Source organism: Sphaerimonospora thailandensis (assembly GCF_016863115.1).
Lineage (GTDB): Bacteria > Actinomycetota > Actinomycetes > Streptosporangiales > Streptosporangiaceae > Sphaerimonospora > Sphaerimonospora cavernae.
This window is the reverse complement of the sequence record NZ_BOOG01000017.1, coordinates 1-19,232: the sequence shown is the minus strand read 5'-3', so window position 1 is coordinate 19,232 and position 19,232 is coordinate 1. Positions and strand designations below refer to the sequence as shown.

Annotated in this window: 17 protein-coding genes and 1 pseudogene; 8 read left to right on the top strand and 10 right to left on the bottom strand. The window is 70.0% G+C overall.

Annotated elements, in window-relative coordinates:
- Positions 1-43 precede the first annotated feature (43 nt).
- Both Mth01_RS09815 and Mth01_RS09810 read right to left on the bottom strand, forming a co-directional pair.
- Positions 44-1,129 carry a lysylphosphatidylglycerol synthase domain-containing protein gene (locus Mth01_RS09815; RefSeq protein ID WP_204014803.1) on the bottom strand — a complete coding sequence of 362 codons (1,086 nt, stop codon included), beginning with the start codon at positions 1,127-1,129 and terminating at the stop codon, positions 44-46.
- Between the two features lie 105 nt (positions 1,130-1,234).
- Complete coding sequence (locus Mth01_RS09810; protein ID WP_239089513.1) at positions 1,235-2,032, bottom strand: PIG-L deacetylase family protein; 798 nt, start codon at positions 2,030-2,032, stop codon at positions 1,235-1,237.
- A gap of 158 nt (positions 2,033-2,190) precedes the next feature.
- Between Mth01_RS09810 and Mth01_RS09805 the strand changes: the two genes are divergently transcribed.
- Together Mth01_RS09805 and Mth01_RS09800 are read left to right on the top strand one after the other, a co-directional pair.
- The gene (locus Mth01_RS09805) at positions 2,191-3,330 is read left to right on the top strand and encodes a glycosyltransferase family 4 protein (RefSeq protein ID WP_204014801.1); all 1,140 of its coding nucleotides are present in this window, start codon (positions 2,191-2,193) and stop codon (positions 3,328-3,330) included.
- Between the two features lie 366 nt (positions 3,331-3,696).
- Positions 3,697-4,674 (top strand): malate dehydrogenase, encoded by a 978-nt coding sequence (locus tag Mth01_RS09800; protein WP_204014799.1) that lies wholly within the window; start codon positions 3,697-3,699, stop codon positions 4,672-4,674.
- Positions 4,675-4,772: 98 nt separating this feature from the next.
- Here Mth01_RS09800 and Mth01_RS30375 read toward each other — a convergent pair.
- The 4 genes and pseudogenes from Mth01_RS30375 to Mth01_RS09780 all read right to left on the bottom strand — a co-directional run.
- Positions 4,773-5,174 (bottom strand): annotated as a pseudogene (locus Mth01_RS30375) (DUF998 domain-containing protein); the annotation flags it as partial.
- A 422-nt stretch (positions 5,175-5,596) separates the two neighbouring features.
- A complete protein-coding gene (locus Mth01_RS09790) occupies positions 5,597-5,800 on the bottom strand; it encodes a cold-shock protein (RefSeq protein WP_204014797.1) in 204 nt (67 codons plus the stop codon).
- 158 nt (positions 5,801-5,958) lie between these two features.
- Positions 5,959-6,918, bottom strand: a complete 960-nt coding sequence (locus Mth01_RS09785; RefSeq protein WP_239089511.1) for a phosphotransferase enzyme family protein — start codon at positions 6,916-6,918, stop codon at positions 5,959-5,961.
- Entirely contained in the window at positions 6,915-8,372 is a 1,458-nt protein-coding gene (locus Mth01_RS09780) for a helix-turn-helix domain-containing protein (protein ID WP_204014794.1), read from the bottom strand. The genes Mth01_RS09785 and Mth01_RS09780 overlap by 4 nt, the downstream gene beginning before the upstream one ends.
- A gap of 337 nt (positions 8,373-8,709) precedes the next feature.
- Here Mth01_RS09780 and Mth01_RS09775 point away from each other — a divergent pair, with 337 nt between their 5' ends.
- A complete protein-coding gene (locus tag Mth01_RS09775; protein WP_239089510.1) occupies positions 8,710-9,054 on the top strand; it encodes a hypothetical protein in 345 nt (114 codons plus the stop codon).
- A 155-nt stretch (positions 9,055-9,209) separates the two neighbouring features.
- Here Mth01_RS09775 and Mth01_RS09770 read toward each other — a convergent pair whose 3' ends face one another.
- The 3 genes from Mth01_RS09770 to dapD all read right to left on the bottom strand — a co-directional run bounded on the left by Mth01_RS09770 (position 9,210) and on the right by dapD (position 11,621).
- A complete protein-coding gene (locus Mth01_RS09770; RefSeq protein ID WP_239089509.1) occupies positions 9,210-10,223 on the bottom strand; it encodes a cation diffusion facilitator family transporter in 1,014 nt (337 codons plus the stop codon).
- A gap of 113 nt (positions 10,224-10,336) precedes the next feature.
- Positions 10,337-10,522 (bottom strand): hypothetical protein, encoded by a 186-nt coding sequence (locus Mth01_RS09765; RefSeq protein ID WP_204014791.1) that lies wholly within the window; start codon positions 10,520-10,522, stop codon positions 10,337-10,339.
- A 115-nt stretch (positions 10,523-10,637) separates the two neighbouring features.
- Entirely contained in the window at positions 10,638-11,621 is a 984-nt protein-coding gene (gene dapD, locus Mth01_RS09760) for a 2,3,4,5-tetrahydropyridine-2,6-dicarboxylate N-succinyltransferase (RefSeq protein WP_204014787.1), read from the bottom strand.
- A 232-nt stretch (positions 11,622-11,853) separates the two neighbouring features.
- Here dapD and Mth01_RS09755 point away from each other — a divergent pair, with 232 nt between their 5' ends.
- The 4 genes from Mth01_RS09755 to egtD are packed head-to-tail and all read left to right on the top strand — an operon-like array spanning position 11,854 to position 16,307.
- Positions 11,854-13,026, top strand: a complete 1,173-nt coding sequence (locus tag Mth01_RS09755) for a glutamate-cysteine ligase family protein (protein ID WP_204014784.1) — start codon at positions 11,854-11,856, stop codon at positions 13,024-13,026.
- 32 nt (positions 13,027-13,058) lie between these two features.
- Complete coding sequence (egtB, locus tag Mth01_RS09750) at positions 13,059-14,387, top strand: ergothioneine biosynthesis protein EgtB (protein ID WP_407695931.1); 1,329 nt, start codon at positions 13,059-13,061, stop codon at positions 14,385-14,387.
- A 51-nt stretch (positions 14,388-14,438) separates the two neighbouring features.
- Complete coding sequence (locus Mth01_RS09745; protein WP_204014781.1) at positions 14,439-15,254, top strand: class II glutamine amidotransferase domain-containing protein; 816 nt, start codon at positions 14,439-14,441, stop codon at positions 15,252-15,254.
- A 39-nt stretch (positions 15,255-15,293) separates the two neighbouring features.
- The gene (gene egtD, locus Mth01_RS09740) at positions 15,294-16,307 is read left to right on the top strand and encodes an L-histidine N(alpha)-methyltransferase (RefSeq protein WP_204014778.1); all 1,014 of its coding nucleotides are present in this window, start codon (positions 15,294-15,296) and stop codon (positions 16,305-16,307) included.
- On the opposite strand, the gene Mth01_RS09735 is transcribed toward egtD, so the two are convergent.
- Positions 16,291-18,066 carry a hypothetical protein gene (locus tag Mth01_RS09735; RefSeq protein WP_204014775.1) on the bottom strand — a complete coding sequence of 592 codons (1,776 nt, stop codon included), beginning with the start codon at positions 18,064-18,066 and terminating at the stop codon, positions 16,291-16,293. The genes egtD and Mth01_RS09735 overlap by 17 nt on opposite strands.
- 150 nt (positions 18,067-18,216) lie before the next feature.
- Here Mth01_RS09735 and Mth01_RS29625 point away from each other — a divergent pair, with 150 nt between their 5' ends.
- Positions 18,217-18,588: a hypothetical protein gene (locus Mth01_RS29625; protein WP_308440784.1), complete on the top strand. Its 372-nt coding sequence runs from the start codon at positions 18,217-18,219 to the stop codon at positions 18,586-18,588.
- Positions 18,589-19,232: the final 644 nt, after the last annotated feature.

Sequence of the window (19,232 nt, the reverse complement as noted above, 5' to 3'; positions counted from 1 at the left end):
AAGCGTTTCGCCGACGACGGCATTCTGTCTTCGCGCTGCGATCTTAGGGGGTGTCTGATAGATCGTGCCCCGATATGGGGGAGGCGGCTCGCGCGGCGCGGTCGCCGCCGCGCCTGCGCAGCAGCGTCCAGCCGCCCAGCGCGAGCCCGCCCCACGGGATCTCGATCGTGTACGTCCAGAAGCCGAACAGCACGGCCGCCGCGGTGGCCCCGCTCGCGGGCTGGCCGAACGCGCCGATCAGCAGGGTGGCCACGCCGCCCTCCATGATCCCCGCGCCGCTGGGGGTGACGAGCGCGGTGGTGAGCACCCGGCTCAGCGCGAAGACCGCGACGGTCTCGGCCGGGCCGGGATAGGACCCGGTGGCGATCAGGCAGCAGGCCATGATCAGGCATTGCAGGCCGAGGAACGCGATCATCCCGAGGGACAGTCCCGGCCACCGCCGGTGGATGATCCCGGCGGTGTCGCGGCGCAGCCGCTCGATCGCCGCCGAGGCCGTGTGCTCGCCGGGCCGGACGCGCCGGGGCAGGATCCGTACGCTCGCGTCGAGCACGCGCCCGAGGACGGCGGCGGCCCGGTCCCAGTAGAGCGCGGCGGCCACGACGGCCACGAGAACGAGGATCGAGACCGCGCCGGCCCATCCGGCCTGTGCGACCGTGGGGTTGGGCGCCCTGCCGGCGATCAGCAGGCACACGATGCCGACGGCGGGCAGGATGAAGCGGAACAGCGTGTTCCAGATGCCGGTGACGAGCGTGTAGACGACGATGGGCCGGTTGGCGAAGCCCCAGCCGCGCGTCATGCCGAACGTCAGCGCCACCCCGGCGGCGCCGCCGAACGGCAGCAGGTTGCTGACCGCGCTGCCCGCCGCGTTGAGCGTCAGCGCCTGCAGGTGGGTGAGCCCGGGCAGCGCCGAGGTCATCACGAACGTGTACGCCCAGAGGCTGGCCAGCCATAACACGGTCATCAGCGCGATCGTCGACACGTCCATCCGGCCGAACTCGTGGCCGATCTCACGCCAGCTGACCTTCGCCCCGGTCAGCGCGTGCACGATCTGCGGGAGATAGATCACCAGTGCGGCGGCCAACGCGAGCGAGACCACGGACAGCGTGATCTGCAGCCACTTCCTGTTCACCCGCGATGTCCCCCGTCGTACCCCGTCGTCGTCATCGAACGCTTTCCACCCAGTCTGCCGGGGCAGCCGGCCCGTGGGCTCCTCCTCCCGGAGGATCGAGGCATCCTACGGATTGTCGAACGGGTGTCGCAGGCGGGTGCCGGGCGGCAGGCCCCGGCGGACGTACCACTCGGTGCCGAAGACCATCCGGTAGAGCGGATAAGGGATCTTGAGCATGGCGCCCAGGGTGCGGTCGCCGTCGCCGCCGGTCGTCTGCGTGCCGTGCGCGGCCATAGCCGCCCGCTTGGCCCTGGCGAACCTCCGCACGTTCACCCGATGAGTGATCGCCTCCCCGGGGGAGTAGGCCCGCTCGAAGCTTCTGACGTCGAGCGACGGATAGAAACGGGCCGCCAGCCGTACGCCCTTGAGCAACAGGTCCCGGTTCACCGTGGCCTCCAGGACGACGGGCGTCCCGGCGATCTCGGCCGCGCGGGTGCCGACCCGATACACCTGCACGTGATCCGGGTGGCCGTACCCGCCGGCCGGATCGTAGATCGTGATGAGGTCGGCGGCCTCCTCCTTGAGTACGGCGGCGAGCCGCTGCGCCGCCTCCTCGACGTCGGCGTCGATGAACGCGTCGTCCGGCCGGTCCTCCGCCACGCCGCCGTCTATGGCCAGGCCGGAGTCGCCGTAGCCGAGCTGCACCACCCGCGCGCAGCCCAGCGCCGCCGCCGAGACGCGCAACTCGTCCATCCGGGCCCGGCCCAGCTCGTCGCCGTGCGGGAGGTCGGCGAGGCCGCGCTCCCCGGCCGTCGCGACGACGAGCACGACCCGGTGCCCCTCGTGCGCCAGCATCGCCATGGTCCCGGCCGTCAGCAGCGCCTCGTCGTCCGGATGGGCGTGAAAGAACACCGCGGTGCTCATCGTGCCTCGTCGAAGGTTCTCATCTGCCTCACCCGCGTGTCGTACCTCTTCCGGCCATGATCCCACGGGCAGTCGTACGGCGTGCCGCTCGTCCGTGGACGGGAGATGTTCGATAGGAGGCGTTTGATGGGGACCGGCCACTCTGTCAGTCTTGGCCGGTGAGGATTCTTCACGTCAGCGACTGCTACCTTCCCCGGCTCGGGGGCATAGAGGTGCAGGTCGCCGACCTCGTCAGAGCGCAGCGCGAGGCGGGCCACCTGGTCGAGGTGGCGACGGCGACGCCGGGGGCCGCCATCCCCGGAGTGCACCGCGTGGTGGCGCGCCTCCCGTTCGACCTGCCGGTTCACCCGCGCGGCACCGGCCACCTGATCCGGCTCATGACCTCCCGGCGGCCTGACGTGGTCCACGTGCACACCGGCGCGGTCTCGCCGTTCGCCTGGATGGGCGTGCGGGCCGCCGTACGCTCCGGACTGCCCGTCGTGGTCACCGTGCACAGCATGTGGGATCCGGTCACACGCGGTGTTTACCGGGCGCTGCAGGCCACGTTCGACTGGCGGCGCTGGGGCCTGGTCGCGACCGCCGTCAGCGAGGCCGCCGCCCGCCCGGTCCGGGCGGTGACCGGCCCCCGGGTCCCGGTCCGGGTGGTGTCCAACGGCCTGGACGTCTCCGGTTGGCGCCCCCACCAAGCACAGGAAGAAGCACAGCACGACGGCGCGCCGCCGGAGGCCGTGCATGGGGACGCCGTGCATGGAGACTCTGTGCATGTGGTGGCCGTCGGCAGGCTCGCGCCGCGCAAGCAGCCGCTGCGGCTGCTCAAACTGCTGGAGGCCGTACGCACAAGGGTGCCGGGCCAGATCGCGCTGCGGGCCACGATCGTGGGCGACGGCCCGGCGCGTGGACGCATGGAGCGTTACCTGAAGGCCCGGCGCCTCGACTGGGTGTCGCTGCCCGGACGGTTCAGCCGGGAACAGATCAAGGAGCTGCTCGCATCCGCCGACGTCTTCGTGGCCCCGGCGCCGCGTGAGTCGTTCGGGCTGGCCGCGCTGGAGGCCCGGGCGACGGGTGTCCCCGTGGTCGCCCGGGCCCAGAGCGGGGTCGCCGACTTCGTCACCACCGGCAAGGAGGGCCTGCTGGGCCGGACGTTCGACGAACTGGCCGCCGCGGTCGCCCGGCTCGCCGGGGACGCGGAGCTGCGTCGCTCGATCGCCGCGCACAACCGGGAGACCGAGCCGGTGACGTGCTCATGGGCGGCCGTGCTGGAAGGCTTCGGTCGCTGCTACGAGCTGGCCAGAGCCTGATCAGTCAGAACGGCAGGACGCGCCCTGAGGGGGTACGCAGGTCAAGGGACTGGGGGGTCTTCGACGGCCGCGGTCGCGACACAATCCGCACCTTCTTCAACTGGGCCCCTCCTTCCGTGGGGTTCCGCTCAACCGGTGTCATCATGATTCCCAAGAAACCGCCGGACTTACCCTCCGCCGGTCAGTTCTTCTTGTTCCGTCTTGCTCTTCGCGCGACGCACCGTCCGGGACACCTCGGGCCGGGACACCTCGGGCCGGGACACCTCGGGCCGGGACACTTCGGGCCGGGACGCCACCTCCCCACGGGAGGATCATCGTGGCCGGATAGCATCCGGGAGACACACAGATATGCGAATGGGGATCGTCATGACCGTCAAAGTGACCGTCACCGGCGCGGCCGGCCAGATCGGTTACGCGCTGCTCTTCCGCATCGCCTCCGGCCAGCTTCTCGGGGCGGACACCCCCGTGAAGCTGAGCCTTCTGGAGATCCCACCGGCCGTCAAGGCGGCCGAGGGCACCGCGATGGAGCTCGACGACTGCGCATTCCCGCTGCTGGAGGGCATCGAGATCTCCGATGACCCGGCGAAGGCGTTCGACGGCGCCAACGTCGCACTGCTCGTGGGCGCCCGTCCTCGCACGAAGGGCATGGAGCGCGGCGACCTCCTCGAGGCCAACGGCGGCATCTTCGGCCCGCAGGGCAGGGCGATCAACGACCACGCGGCCGACGACATCCGCGTGCTCGTGGTCGGCAACCCCGCCAACACCAACGCCCTCATCGCGCAGTCGGCCGCGCCGGACGTGCCCGCCGAGCGGTTCACCGCGATGACCCGCCTCGACCACAACCGCGCGCTTTCCCAGCTCGCGGCGAAGCTGCGCGTCCCGGTGACCGAGGTCAGGAAGATGACGATCTGGGGCAACCACTCGGCCACGCAGTACCCGGACCTCTTCCACGCCGAGGTCGGCGGAAAGATCGCGGCGGAGCAGGTCGAGGAGGAGTGGCTGCGCGACACCTTCATCCCGACCGTCGCCAAGCGCGGTGCCGCGATCATCGAGGCGCGGGGCGCTTCCTCGGCGGCGTCCGCGGCGAACGCGGCCATCGACCACGTCCACGACTGGGTCAACGGCACGCCGGAGGGTGACTGGACCTCCGCCGCCATCCCGTCGGACGGCTCGTACGGCGTCCCGGAGGGTGTCATCTCCTCGTTCCCGGTGGTGTCCAGGAACGGGCGGTGGGAGATCGTCCAGGGCCTGGAGATCGACGCGTTCTCCCGGCAGCGGATCGACGCCTCGGTGAACGAACTGGTCGAGGAGCGCGACGCGGTCAAGGACCTCGGCCTGATCTGACGTTCCTCAGGACGGCCCTCAAGCGGGTGGCGCAGCGGTACGAGAAACAGGGCGGCCACCTCGGTGATCACAGTCAGGCGCTGGGTGAGCCCGGCGGGCACGGCTCCCGGGTCGACACCCAGCGCCCTGATGACGTACGGCACGGCCACGAGCACGAGGGAACCGAGCGCGACCACGCTCAGCGTGCGGATGAGGTTCGAACCGGTGATCCTGGCGATGATCAGCCCGGCGGCCGGCACGCTGAGAAAAGCTACGCACGCCGCATACCTGTGGATCTCGCCGGAAACGGACAGCGACAGTCCGGGCCGGTCCGTGGGAAACCCGGCGACCAGCAGCAGGCAGCAACTCCACACCCCGATCAGGAACGCGGCCCCCCGACCCAGCGGGTCAGGGTGCAGGCGGGTCAGCCACACGGCGAGCACGGCCGAGCCCGCGGCGATCAGCGTGAGCGAGACGGGCAGCAGCCAGCCGTACGGTGCGAAGACGTACTCACTGATCATGCCCTGGAGCGGGTCCAGACCCGACACCAGGTGCAGGACCGCCATCCCGGCCGCACCGGCTCCGATCACGGCATTCCCGAGCAGCATCCTCATGCCTCATCACTGTGACCGCGATGAGGACGCCGGCCCATCGGAGATCAGCCGGACTCGTCCCTGACCCATCCCTTAGGGATGTGGTCGCGTTTTCCCGGGTGTGTCTCCGGAATCGGCCGGGGCCGCCTCGGGAGTGGAGGCCCGGAACCAGCGGCAGCCGTACCTGCCGGGCTTGAACCGGGGGCCCGCGCCGCCCGATTCGGTGCGGCGCGGGCCCGTGGTCGTAGGAACGCGGTCGTAGGAACGCGGTCGTAGGAACGCGGTTTTAGAAACGTGGTGGTAGAAACGCTGTTATCGAGACGCTGATTATCGAGACGTTGAGGCGATCGCTACAGCGGCGTGACCTGCTCGGCCTGGGGACCCTTGGTGCCCTGCACGGTCACATAACTGACCCGCTGGTTCTGGTCCAGGCTGCGGTAACCACCCGAGTTGATCGCCGAGTAATGAACGAACACGTCAGCGGTGCCGTCGTCCGGAGCGATGAATCCGAAACCCTTTTCGGCGTTGAACCACTTGACGGTGCCTTCAGACAACTGCTTCTCCTTTTCGGGAGCCTCGCCGCGCCACCAGGAAGCATGCATGCCCGCGGCCGGCAATCCCCCGATTGCGCTGTATCGAAATATCCGTCCTGAAATGACGACCGCGACACCTCCTCGCAGTCGTCTCGAAATGTACCCCCGAATGTCGGGCACTATGCGGGCGCCGCCATGTACCAGCGCGCGTGCCCGTCACCACGAGCGAGCGAGTCGAGCCGGCGGGGCAGTTCCTGGCGTGAGAACGGGTCGCCGACCGCGTTGCGGATGTGGACGCCCACCGCGTACATGTCCCTGACCTCCATCAGGGTGCCGTAACCGGGCCACTGCCGCAGGTCGGAGCCGTACGCGCGGGCGAAATCGTCCACGTCGGCGGCCGACAGCCCGAACCGGCGCTGACCGTGGTAGGTGTGCACAAGGTCCCACTCACGCGGCCCGACGGCCACGCCGTCCCAGTCGCACAGCATGACGTGCCCGTCATGAAGGCGGAGCAGATTGTCGATCCAGGCGTCGCCGTGCAGGAGAACCGGGGAGCCGGTGTCCAGATCCAGCCAGCGGCCGGTGAGATCCTCGATGCGGTCGCGCAGCCAGGTCCGCTGGTCGCCGGTGAGCACCTCGGAACTGTCCCCGACCGCGTGCTCCACCGCATGCTCCACCGCGTGCCGCACCTCGGCGAGCGGGTCGGTGAGCCGCCGCAGCGCGATCGGCGGCACCGGCTCGCCGTGCAGGCTGCGCAGCACCCGGCCGAGTTGTCTCGTGGTCGGCCGCCCGGTGGACGGGACATACCGCCAGAAGGTGACGGTCCGCCCGTCGTGCACGATCGGCTGGCCGGGGATCTCGTCGACGGGCCGTACGGCGGGGAAGCCGCGGTCGGCGAGCCAGCGGGCGACCGCCAGCACCACCGGCAGCCGGGTCACCGCGTCGGGGGCGGTCGTGATCCGTACGACCATGTCTCCGCGCAGCTTGAACACCGCGTTGCTGCGCAGCCGCAGGAGCCGGGCTCCTGTCACGTCGACGCCGAGCCGTACGCACACCTCGCGCAGCACCTCGGACGCCTCGTCGGCCAGTCGGCAGTCGCTCGCCGTCACCCCCCTCGCGCCCGCCGCGCCCCGGTTCACAGCCGCGTGTCCGTGGGCAGTCCGGGCGACGACTCCGCCAGCACACTGCGCAGGTGCCGTACGGCGGGCAGGCCCGGATCGACCTCGGACAGCAGGGCCGTGGCCCGGGTGACGACGATCGAGGTGCGGTGTTCGGCGGGCACCTGCCCGAGGGCCTGCGCCGCGATCCGGCACGCCTCCTCCTGGTCACCCTGTCTGGCCAGATGAGTGGCTTGATCGAGCAGGATCAGGGCGGGATCGATCGTGTGGAATCCGGGAGGATAGGCGTCGATCCCCTGGATCTGCCGGGCGTCCCCCAGCTCGATGAGCGTCCCGGTGCGATAGAACTTCATCCGCTTCTCGGTGAAGACGAAGGCCAGATCATCCTGGGTGATGCCGCGCATGCGGGCGAAGATCTGCTCGGCCTCCGCCAGCGCCGCCCTGGCGCCCTTGCCGTCTCCCATGCGCGCGAGCGCGCGGGCCTCGGCCGCGGCCGCGAGAGCGGCGGGGGAGCTGGGGGCGGAACCGGCCAGCATCCGCGCTTCGCGGGCCAGCCGCACCGTCTCGCCGGGGTCCCCGTAGTAGTAGAGCAGCATGGTCTGCTGCGCCCGGACCAGCGCGCGCAGCCGCAGGTCTCCCACGTCGTCCGAGGCCGCGCGGGCGGTGCCGTACCAGGCGTGGGCCTGGCGCGTGTCGCCGAGCTTCATCAGCGCGTCGGCGGTCAGCAGCGCCAGCATCGTGGTGGCGGTCAGCAGGCGGCGCTGCACGGAGAACGGCTGCCGGGCGGCGCTCAGCCTACGTACGTCGGAGATCTCCAGCATGACCCGGCAGAGCATCGGCAGCGGCGGGGTGACCATGTATTCCCTGCGGTAGCGCAGGACCAGCTCGTCCAGCAGGTCGAGTTGGTCCTCGGTCACCGACCCGGCGGCGAGCGTACGGTCGAGATCGTGCCGGGTGCCCTCGACCTCGGCGAAGAACCGGCCGTCCGGCATGCTGAGAAGCATGGCCTGATGGAAGAGCGCCCGGCGCTCGGCGTCGTCGGCCATGAGGTCGGCCATGAGCTCGTCGAGCCGCATCGGCTCGTCGCCACTGGCGTGGCTCACCACGATGACGCGCTGACCGCCGGGGTCCTCGCAGTAGTCGCCGGCCAGGCCGAGCCGTACGGCATTGGCTCTGTAGAGCCGGGCGAGCAGGTCGATGGTCTGCGGGCGGGGCCGGGCCCGGTTGTTCTCCCAGGCGTTCAGCAGGTCGATGCTGGCGCGGGGCAGGCCCAGCGACTCCCGCTCGCAGAGCGACTCCAGCTCCTCGATCGCCTGCCGTGCCGACCAGCCCCGGGCCAGCCGGTGGGCCTTGAGCAGGCTCGCCCCGCAGCATCCGTGGATGGCCTGGGCGGTCTGCCAGAGCGTCCACTGCCGCGCCCCGGCCTGTTCGCGCCAGCGGCGAGCGCACGCCGGTGAATGCTCTCCACGGGCCATCGGCGCCCCCCTAGAAGGTCCTGTCCCGTAGATCTTCTTGCCTACCGCGGTGCCCGTACGGGCGCCTCGCTACGGCAAAGATCCACGGGCACTCCCAAGCCGGCCCATCTGCAGTGCAGTCTCACCCTTACGGTTATTCCCCCAAGGTAAAGCCGTATGCGCCCAATCCGTATCGACTGTGTCGGGTTCGTGGCCGCGGTTTCCGTGGCTGTTCCACGGAATCCCGGTGGATTCCCTGGTTGTCACACGGTTTCGCGGGTGGCGGCGATTGCCCCGCCGGTCCGCGTGGGGTCACCCTGACCGGTGACGGGTCCCGACATCCGCCTTGGAGGACAGTGTGTTGGATGACGCCGTGTTGGACGGCGCCGTGTTGGACGATGCCGTGTTGGACGATGCCGGGTGCGCGGATCCTGGTGAGGCGCTTGACCATCTGCAACGGCTCGCGGCCCAGCTCGAGGCCCACGCGTTTCAGGTACGCCTGACGGCCCCTGCCGGGCGTTACCCACGCCTGCGCGTGGTCAATCCGATGGAGCCCTCGGTGGCCGAGGACGTGCTGGCGTCCGACGAGACCGACGGCGAGTGGTGGTACTGGCTGTCGTGGGCCGGGCGGATCGGCCACGCCTCCGACGTCGTCACCGCCGCCGAGCGGATCGCCAGCGTCCTGCACGTCATACGACGGTAGCGGAATAGCCCGTCGCCCGTCGACGCTCGGCATGCTGATCGACACCTCCCGCAACGGCTGGGGCGGTACGGCCCCCGGTCACAGAGTCACCGAGTGACCGATCAGCGCGGGCCCTGCCGTGCTCCGGCGGCGGAGCCCGCCCCTTTTCCTGGATCTCATCTTCCCGAGTTGCCCGGATGAGACGGGCCATGGGGATCGCGGCAGTGCGGTTCCGCCGCGCCGACCCCGCCGGTCTCACAGGAGGAGCGGTCGATTCGTCCGATTTCGAGTAGCCGGGCAGGGGCGTGATCCACCTGGAGCGTCGTGTGCTCGATGCCGTACCCATCGCGCAGCACCACCTCGATGGCCTGCCGTACGGCATGGCAGTCGGCCTCGGGGGCGACGAGCACATGGGCCGAGAGCGCGGCGTATCCCGAGGTGACCTCCCAGACGTGCAGGTCGTGGACCTCGGCGACCTGCTCCATCGCGGCCATCCTCCGGCCGATCTCCGCCGGTGACATCCCCACCGGGGCCGCCTCCATGAACACGCGGCCGGAGTCGCGCACCAGCCGCCAGCCCGCCTTGAGCATGAGCGCGGCCACGACGAGGGCCGCGAGCGCGTCGGCGCGGACCCAGCCGCTCATCCACACGACCAGCCCGGCGATGGTCGTGGCGATGAACGCGTAAAGGTCGCTGAGGATGTGCTGGAAGGCGCCCTCGACGTTGAGGCTCGCCCGGTTGGCCCTGCTGAGCAGCCAGGCCGCCGCCATGTTGACGGCGATGCCGGCCAGGCCGGTCGCCAGCACCGGCGCACCCTGGACCTCGGGTGGACTGATCAGCCGGTGGACCGCCTCGACGACGAACAGGATCGTGAGCAGCAACAGCGTGATGCCGTTGAACTGGGCGCTGATGATTTCCGCCCGTTTCAGCCCATAGGTGAAGCCCCCGGCAGGCGGGCGCGCGGCGATCCGCATCGCGACCAGGGCGAGACCGATGGCCGCCGCGTCGGTGAGCATGTGCCCGGCGTCGGAGAGCAGGGCCAGCGAATGCGCGAAGACGCCGACCACGATCTCCGCGGCCATGAAGGCGAGGATCAACAGCAGGGCCGTGATGAGGAACCGTCGGTCGGCATCCGCCCGGACGCCGTGCCCGTGCCCGTGCCCGCCTCCATGCTCTCGGGCGTCGCTCACGCCCTCGCACCTGAAAGCTCGCTCATAGGTGAAAGCGTACGGCCGGCCGACGTGCGAGGCGGGCAGTCCTCGGTCGGCCGGACAGTCGCCGTTCGGTCAGCGGGGCGGGTCGGTCAGTGCCCGTAGTGACCGGAGCGGCTGCCGCTGGAGCGTGTGATCTTGAGGATGACGGAGATGATCAGCGCGATGGCCCCGATGATCAGGATCCACTTGAGCGCGCTGACGACCAGTCCGATCACCGAGCCCAGGAGGATGAAGCCGACGACGACGAGTGCTGCGATGAAAAGAATTCGTGCCATGTCTCAACCGTACGAGCCGTCCGCCCTGGAATCCCAGGGCGGACGGCCAAGTTCAGGGCTGTCTCAGGGACATCTCAGGGTGCCGTACGGCTCGTGGCGCCACACCCCGAGAGTCTCAGTCGTTGGCGTGCAGTTCGGCGTTGAGCTCGATCCCGACGCCGCCCCTGGACACCGCCTCGACCGTGCCGGTGGTCGAGTTGCGACGCAGCAGCAGGCCCGACCTGCCGGACAGTTCCTTGGCCTTCACCACGCCGCCGTCGGTGAGGGTGACCTTGGTCCCGGCGGTCACGTACAGTCCGGCCTCCACGACGCAGTCGTCACCCAGTGAGATGCCGATGCCGGCGTTGGCCCCGAGCAGGCACCGTTCTCCGACGGAGATGACCTGCCTGCCGCCGCCCGAGAGGGTCCCCATGATCGAGGCGCCGCCGCCGACGTCGGAGCCGTCGCCGACGACCACGCCGGCGGAGATCCGTCCCTCCACCATGGACGAGCCCAGCGTGCCGGCGTTGAAGTTCACGAAGCCCTCGTGCATGACGGTCGTCCCGCTCGACAGGTGGGCGCCCAGCCGTACACGGTCGGCGTCGGCGACCCGGACCCCCGAGGGGAGCACGTAGTCGACCATCCGCGGGAACTTGTCCACGCCGTAGACGGTCACCGGTCCCCGGGCCCGCAGGCGCAGTCGCACGTTCTCGAAACCCTCGACCGGGCACGGCCCGTGGTTGGTCCACACGACGTTGGTCAGCAGTCCGAAGATTCCGTCGAGGTTCACTCCGTGCGGCCTGACCAGGCGGTGCGACAGCAGGTGCAGCCTGAGGTAGGCGTCGTGGGTGTCCACCGGTGGTTCGGAAAGCAGGGCGATGCCCGTCCGCACCGCCACGACCTCCACTCCGCGGGCCGGGTCAGGGCCGAGCAGCGCCACCAGGTCCGCCCCGTCCGGATATGCGGCCAGATCCTCGGCCGTCAGCCGCTCAGTGCCCTTGGCGGGAGGCTCGCCCAGCGAGGGCGAGGGATACCAGGTGTCCAGAACGGTGCCGTCCGAGGTGATGGTCGCCACACCAATGCCGTGCGCACCCGTGGTGCCGGGATCGATAGTCGTCATGTCACCCAACGCTACCGGCAGGGTGGGTCACCAGGGCATACGAGCCCGGCCTCGTACGCGTATCACACCACCTGGGCCCGATCACGCAACCGGAGCCTGGCCAGCAACTGCTTTCAGTCGCTGGGTGATTTGTCCTAATTTCTGCTAAATAGATCTATTTATGGCTATCTAGGTTGAATGTGAGGTGTGTGGGAAGAAATTCGATTCGGCACGGCTGGCCGATGGAGGGCGGATGACGGACGTTCAGGCGTACGCCCGCGAGTGCTTCCGCGGGGAGACCGCGGACCGGTTGGGCGTCGAATTGGAGTTCCTGGTTTACGACACCGACCTCCCGGCGGCGCAGGTGCCCATCGCCCGAATCCGCGACGCGCTCCCGCCGCTTCCCGGCAGGAGCCGCGTCACGTTCGAGCCCGGAGGGCAGCTCGAACTCTCCGGGCCGCCGGGAAGGCTGCCCGTCGCGGTCGCCGCTCTCGCCGCCGATGTCCAGGCCGTACGGCTCGCGCTCGGCCGTGCCGGGCTGTCGCTCGGCGGCATGGGACTCGACCCGCGGCGATCGCCGGTGCGACAACTGCGGGAGCCTCGCTATGACGCGATGGCGGCCTTCCTCGGCGTGCCGTATGGGCTCACCATGATGTGCTCGACGGCGTCGATCCAGCTCAACATCGACGTGGGCGACGACCCCGCGGTCCGCTGGACACGGGCGCACCGGCTCGGCCCCGTGCTGGTGGCGGCGTTCGCCAACTCGCCCGCCGGGGGATGGATGTCGGCCCGGCAGGCCATCTGGCGTGCCCTCGACCCCAGCAGGACCGCGCCCGTCGAGGCGGGTGGAGACCCGGCCGCGGATTGGGCGCGCTACCTGCTGGACGCCCGCCTCATGATGATCAGAGATGCCGGGGGCGGCTTCCGCCCGGTTCTCGACGGCACGGCGTTCCGCGACTTCGCCCGGGCGGCGGGCCGGCCGCCCGGGGAGGACGACCTCGCCTATCACGCCACCACCCTCTTCCCGCCGGTGCGACCACGCGGCTGGCTGGAGATCCGCTACCTCGATGCCCAGGGAATCGATGCCCAACGAAACGACGCGCAGGGAGCCGACGCGCAGGGAGCCGACGACTGGGCGGTCGTCACCGCCGTCGTGTACGCCCTGATCGCCGATGACCGGACGGCGGACACGGCGCTGGAAGCCGCCGCGCCGATGGAGGGCCGATGGGCGGACGCCGCCCGCCTGGGGCTGGCCGATCCCGGTCTGCGCGGGGCGGCCTCCGTGTGTTTCCGGGCCGCCGTCGAGGCGCTGCCCCGGTTGGGGGCCGAGCCCTGGCTGGTCGCCCAGGTCTCCGCGTTCGCCACGAAGCACATCGAATCGGGCCGATCCCCGGCCGTCGATCTGATGGAGGAGATGATCGCGTGACCGAGCTCAACGATCACTACGATCACTACGGCGTGACCAGCGCGGATGATCCGTACTCATGGGACGACCCGCACAGGCTGAAGGAACGGATCGTGACAGAGCTGGTGACGGTACGCGAGCGCTCACTGACGTACACGGACGCGGACGACGACCTGCTCGTCCGGCAGCATTCGCCGCTGATGTCACCACTGGTGTGGGACCTCGCCCACGTCGGCAACTACGAGGAGCTGTGGGTGCTGCGTGCCGTGGGCGGGATGGCCCCGCTGCGGCCGGAGATCGACGACATCTACGACGCGTTCAAGCAGCCGCGCAGGGACCGGCCGACCCTGCCACTCCTCCCGCCGGGCGAGACCAGGCGGTACCTCTGCGGCGTGCGCGGCCGGGTGCTCGACGTGCTCGACGGCATGGACCCCGAGGCCATGCGCCTCGACGGCCCCGACCCGCTTCGGGTCGGCGGGTACGTCTTCGGGCTGGTGACACAGCACGAGCACCAGCACGACGAGACCATGCTCGCGACACTGCAGCTGTCCGGGCATCCGGGACTGGTGCCGGAAGGCGGTCTGCCCACCGGCCGGTCCATCGGACCCGTCGCCCCGGAGATCCACATCCCCGGGGGGATCTTCACGATGGGCGCGGGCGCCGCCTCGCCCTGGGCGTACGACAACGAGCGTGTCGCCCACCGCAGGCACCTGCCGGGCTACTGGATCGACCGCTACCCGGTGAGCAACGGCGCCTTCGCCACGTTCATGGCCGACGGCGGATACGACGACCCGCGTTGGTGGAACCCCAGGGGGTGGGAGTGGATGCGCCGTTCCGGCGTGCGCGCGCCGCTGTTCTGGGCGCGGGACGGCGACACCTGGTCGCGTACGCGTTTCGGCAGGGTCGAGCCGGTGCCGGAGGACGAGCCGGTGCAGCACGTCTCCTGGTACGAGGCCGACGCCTACGCATGCTGGGCCGGCAAGCGGCTGCCGACGGAGGCCGAGTGGGAGAAGGCGTGCGGCGGGCACGCGTATCCGTGGGGCGACCGGCCGCCGAGCGTCGGGCAGGCGAATCTCGGCAATCGGGCCGCCCGCCCCGCGCCCATCGGGGCCTTCCCGCGTGGGGCCAGCCCGTACGGGGTCGAGCAGCTCATCGGCGACGTCTGGGAGTGGACCGACTCCTGGTTCCTGCCCTATCCCGGTTACCGGAGCTTCCCGTACTCGGAATACAGCGAGGTCTTCTTCGGGGAGAGCTACCGGGTGCTGCGCGGCGGATCCTGGGCCACGCATCCCACCGCCGTCAGAAGGACGTTCCGGAACTGGGACTATCCGATCCGCCGGCAGATCTTCGCCGGTTTCCGCTGCGCCCGTTCAGAGGTCTGAAGGGGACTGAAGAGGACTGCCAGAGGATCGAGGACAGAGCGGAGGATTGACGTGTGCCGTCATGCGGCGTGGTTCGGGCCGGCCCGACCGCTCTCGTGGCTGATCTCCGAGCCGGAGCACGGCCTGCTCGAGCAGTCGTACGCCCCGCGCATGCAGCGGTACGGCACGGTCAACGCCGACGGCTTCGGCATGGGCTGGTACGACCCGGTCCTGTGCGAGCCGGTGCGCTACCGCCGTACCGTCCCCATCTGGTCCGATGCCAACCTGCCCGGCCTGGCCGCGGCCGCGCGGTCCACCTGCCTCATCGCCGCCGTGCGGTGCGCCACCGTGGGCATGCCCGTCGAGGAGACGGCCACCGCGCCGTTCGCCGACGGACGCTGGCTGCTCAGCCACAACGGCCGGGTCGAGCGGGACGTCGTCAGACGGTTGGCGGTCGGTCGGGCGACCCTGTGCGAGCCGGAGAGTCTGTGTGAGCCGGAGAGTCTGTGTGAGCCGGAGAGTCTGTGTGAGCCGGAGAGCCTGTGCGAGCCGGAGAGTTTGTGCGAGCCGGAGAGTTTGTGCGACTCGGCGTGGCTCGCTTCGCTCGTGTTCACCCGGTTGCGGGCCGGCGCCTCGCTCGCCGACGCACTGACCCTCGTCGTGAAGCGGGTCGCCGCGGCCGATCCGGCGGCCCGGCTCAACCTGCTCGCCTGCGGCGGCGCCGAGGTCGCCGCCGTCGCCTGGGGTGACAGCTTGTACGCCCATGTCGGTGAGGGAGTGCTCGTGGCCAGCGAGCCGCTGGACGACCGCCCGGGATGGCGTCCGGTGCCCGACCGCAACCTTCTGTCGGCGTCCCCCGACGGTGTGCTGGTCGCCCCGATCCGTTGAGGACTCATCCGCTGAGAACCGTTCGATGAGGAGCGTCTCATGGCTGTGATCGACCGTCTCGACGACGACTACCTGCGGCAGGCGCTGGAGCACGATGTCCGTACCGGGCTCACGGCCACGCCCAAGTGGCTTCCGCCGAAATGGTTCTACGACGAGACGGGCAGCGCGCTGTTCTCGGCGATCACCCACCTCCCCGAGTACTACCCCACACGGCGAGAGCTGGAGATCCTGCGCCGGCACGTGTTCGACATCGCCGCGCGGAGCCGGGCCGACACACTCGTCGAGCTGGGATCGGGCACCAGTGAGAAGACGGTGCTGCTGCTCGACGCCCTCGCTGCGGAGGGGACGCTGCGCGCGTACACGCCGGTCGACGTCGACGTGGTCACGCTGGAGGCGGCCGCCGGTCGGCTCTCCGTCCGTTATCCCCGCCTCGAGTTGCGGCCCGTACGCGCGGACTTCGAGGCACATCTGGCGCTGCTGCCCAGCCTGCTGCCCACGCCGGGCCGCCGGATGGTGGCCTTTCTCGGCGGCACGATCGGGAATCTGCCGCCGACCGCCCGGGAGGTGTTCCTGAAGGAGTTGCGCGCCACGCTGCGGCCGGGGGACATGCTGCTCCTCGGCACCGACCTGGTGAAGGACGTCGCCCGGTTGGTCGCGGCCTACGACGACGCCCTCGGCGTGACGGCGGAGTTCAACCGCAACGTCCTGCGCGTGCTCAACCGGGAACTGGACGCCGATTTCCAGCCGGACGCCTTCGAGCACGTCGCGATCTACGACGAGGACAACGAGTGGATCGAGATGCGCCTGCGAGCCGCCCGCCCCATGCGGGTCGCGATCAGCGCGCTCGGTCTCGCCGTCTCCTTCGACGAGGGCGAGGAGATCCGTACGGAGATCAGCGCCAAGTTCCGGGAGGAGGGGGTGGCCGGTGAGCTCACGCGGGCCGGGTTCGCGGTCACCAGCAGATACACCGATCCCGCGGAGGACTTCGCCCTGACCCTCGCCTCGGCATCCCCCACGGGTTGCGCCCCGCCACCGCTCACGGCTTCAGCTTGAGCCTCTTTCTCGACGCGCCCGGGAACACGACGACCAGGTGCTGCTCCTCTCCTGCATCGTCGACCCGCACGTGGACACGGAGCCGGTAGCGGCCCTTCCCCGCGATCGCCAGATTCGGCATCGGGGCGCCCGCGCCCACTTCTCCCTCGCCCTTCTCCGGCACGGTGAGCCGGCCGCTGCGGCTGACGATCGGCACCTCGGTGACCTGATCCCACCCGGCCGTCCGTTGTGGCGGCGCGGTGCGGAAGGCCTTCACCGTGAGGCACAGATCGATGACGTCTTCGATGTGCCCGATGAGCACCGTGCTGCCGGCCACCCCGATGCGGGCGCTGTCGTCGTAGAGCTTGTCGATCGCCTGCTCCACAGCTTCCTCGGCCGCTTCGTCTTGGGGGTCGTGGACCATATAGCCGTGATCGCCGTCGGCGAACAGGAAGTAGTTGGCCGTGGCCTGGACGACACCCTTCGTCCGGGGCCACGGATCGCGGCACTTCGCGTTCTTCTCGGCGATGTAGGCGGCGTTCGCCGCCTCCGCCTCCGCGGTCGACCGCAGCAGCTCAGGATGGGTCGCGCCGACGATCTCCGGGCAGAGGTAGACGAGGTCCCACGGGTCCGCGCCCCAGGCGGGCCGCGGGCTCCCGGCCCGCGTCAGGATCGCCTTCTGCTCGTCGCGGTCCTTCGCACGGCACAACGCCCGCCCATACGCGAGGATCTGCTGGTCCGACAGGCTGTCGGGGAACATGGGCGGGACGCCGCCGTCTGTGCTCCGCGCCCGGCACAGGAACGCGGCGTCGCGTTCCGCGGGTTTCAGGTCGCCGAAGCTGGGCCGGCGATAGCAGTCCATCGACCAGCCGGTGTAGGTGAGGTGCGGGGTCTGCTCCGGGTGGATCAGCGCGATGATCGGCAGTACGGCCACGGCCGCCACCGCGATGCGGATCATGCGCCGCCGCGCGGGCGAAAGGTCCGCCGGGCGGCCCTCAGCGGGCAGTTCACGGGCGGTCGCCGCGATCCACACGATGCTGACGAGCCCCACCGCGTCCATCATGACCCCCATCGCCAGATGGCCGCTGGAGATCCTTCCGAAGAAGAAGTTGAGCGGGATCACCAGCGCGTAGGTGCCCACTGACAACCACCCGGCGGCCTGCGTGCCGCGGCTCCACCGGCCATCCCGCCGCTGCCCGACAACTGTGATGATGGTCGCCGCCACCGCGCCCAGCATCAAGCCCAGGTCGACGATGCCGCCCGATCCGAGCTCTGGGAGGTCGAGTTCGTCGAGCAGTTCGTTGGCCATCCCGGCCAGCTCGACCGCGAACATCGCTCCGGCCGCCGCGCACAGCGCGCGGGACCGCCAGCGGATGACGAGCAGGTAGAGGACGTCGATGGCGGTCCACAGCGCGAGCTGGAATGCCGCATCGACCGCGTCGGGGAGCAGCGCGATCGGATACCACAGCACGAGGGCGTACGCCACCGCCAGATACAGCAGTCGGCGCAGTGCCTTCGCCCGGCGGTCCAGCGGTCCCGGCGCGGGCGCCCGCAGGATCAGCCACAGGAGCGCGGCCTTCACCAGGGCGGCCACGAGCAGCGCCACAACCGTCAGGGTGTCGAACCCGCCGCGCGCGTAGAACCACGCGTAGGTCGGCGGCGACCATTCGACGGCCACCCAGAGCCAGGCGTCGCCGAGCACCAGGCCCGCGACCGCCGCCGCCAGAACCAGACCTACTAATCCGATCCGGATAAACCGCCAGAAACTATCCGGAAGCACGGGACGCGATCTTAGTACGGCACCGCCGTACAGGCGGACCAGCGAAACGAGCGGCCCCGCTCCGCCGATCAGACTCCATGATCTCCAACGCGATGCGGTTTCGATGGTGAGGCGCTGGGCGCCTCCACGGTCGAGACTCGGTGATTCGAGATCCTCGCGTTCCCGCGGACCGGGATCACCAACGCGGGTTCCGAGGGCGCCAACCGGGTGATCAAGACGGTCAGGCGGGACGCGTACGGCTTCACGGTCAGGCGGGACGCGTACGGCTTCCGCAACCTCGAGGCCCAGCGGTTACGTACCCGCTGCGCACACCACTCGCAGGAGCCGTGGGCATCGCAACCTCGCTTGGCTTCGAAGAGGCACTATCCATTTCCGACATTAGGAACATCTAAGTCATTCGCCATTTACTTCTCGTATTTTATTTGGAATTTGATGGTCGAAACTATTGTCGTTGCCGGATTGAGTGTGAGAGAATTCAGACAGGTTTTCGAAATGACAGGTTCATGGGGAGGGGGGCGATGAAGCCGGACGCGACGGCACGGGCGACGAAACCCGCCGGGCTCTTCGATCCGGATCCGCCGCCTTCCCGAGCTCGGCCGCTGCTGGGACCGCGGTGGTGGGCCGCGGTGCGGGCCGAGGCGGAGGCGCGTGCCGCCGCCCGTACCTCGGGTGGCCGTGTCACGGGTGTTTCGGTGCGTTCTAAGCAGTGGTCTGATTGGCCCGACTGGCTTGCTGCCGTTCCTGGTACGCCCTCCGACGCCTCTCTCCCGGGCGTCGCACCCTCGGACATCGCATTCCCGGGCCACGTGGATGCGGGTAGCTTCGCGGACAACCGCATGGACGCGGATGTGGACGCGGGCACCCATACGGACCACGTGGAGGCTGACGACCGGACGGGTGGGGATGGCCACGCCGATCGCGCGGGAGCGGATGGCTGCGAGAGTGCGGGCGAGCGCACGGCCGGCCGAGAGGGTGGATGGACAGCTCCGTCGCTAGATGGCCGCGCAGATGGCCTCGGCACCAGTGAGGCGGCCGAGGAGCAGCCTGAGACGGCCGAGCCTGAGACGGCCGAGCCTGAGACGGCCGAGCCTGAGACGGCCGAGCCTGAGACGGCCGAGACTGAGACGGCGGAGGCTGGGGCTGGGCCGGAAGGGGCTGAGTCGGCC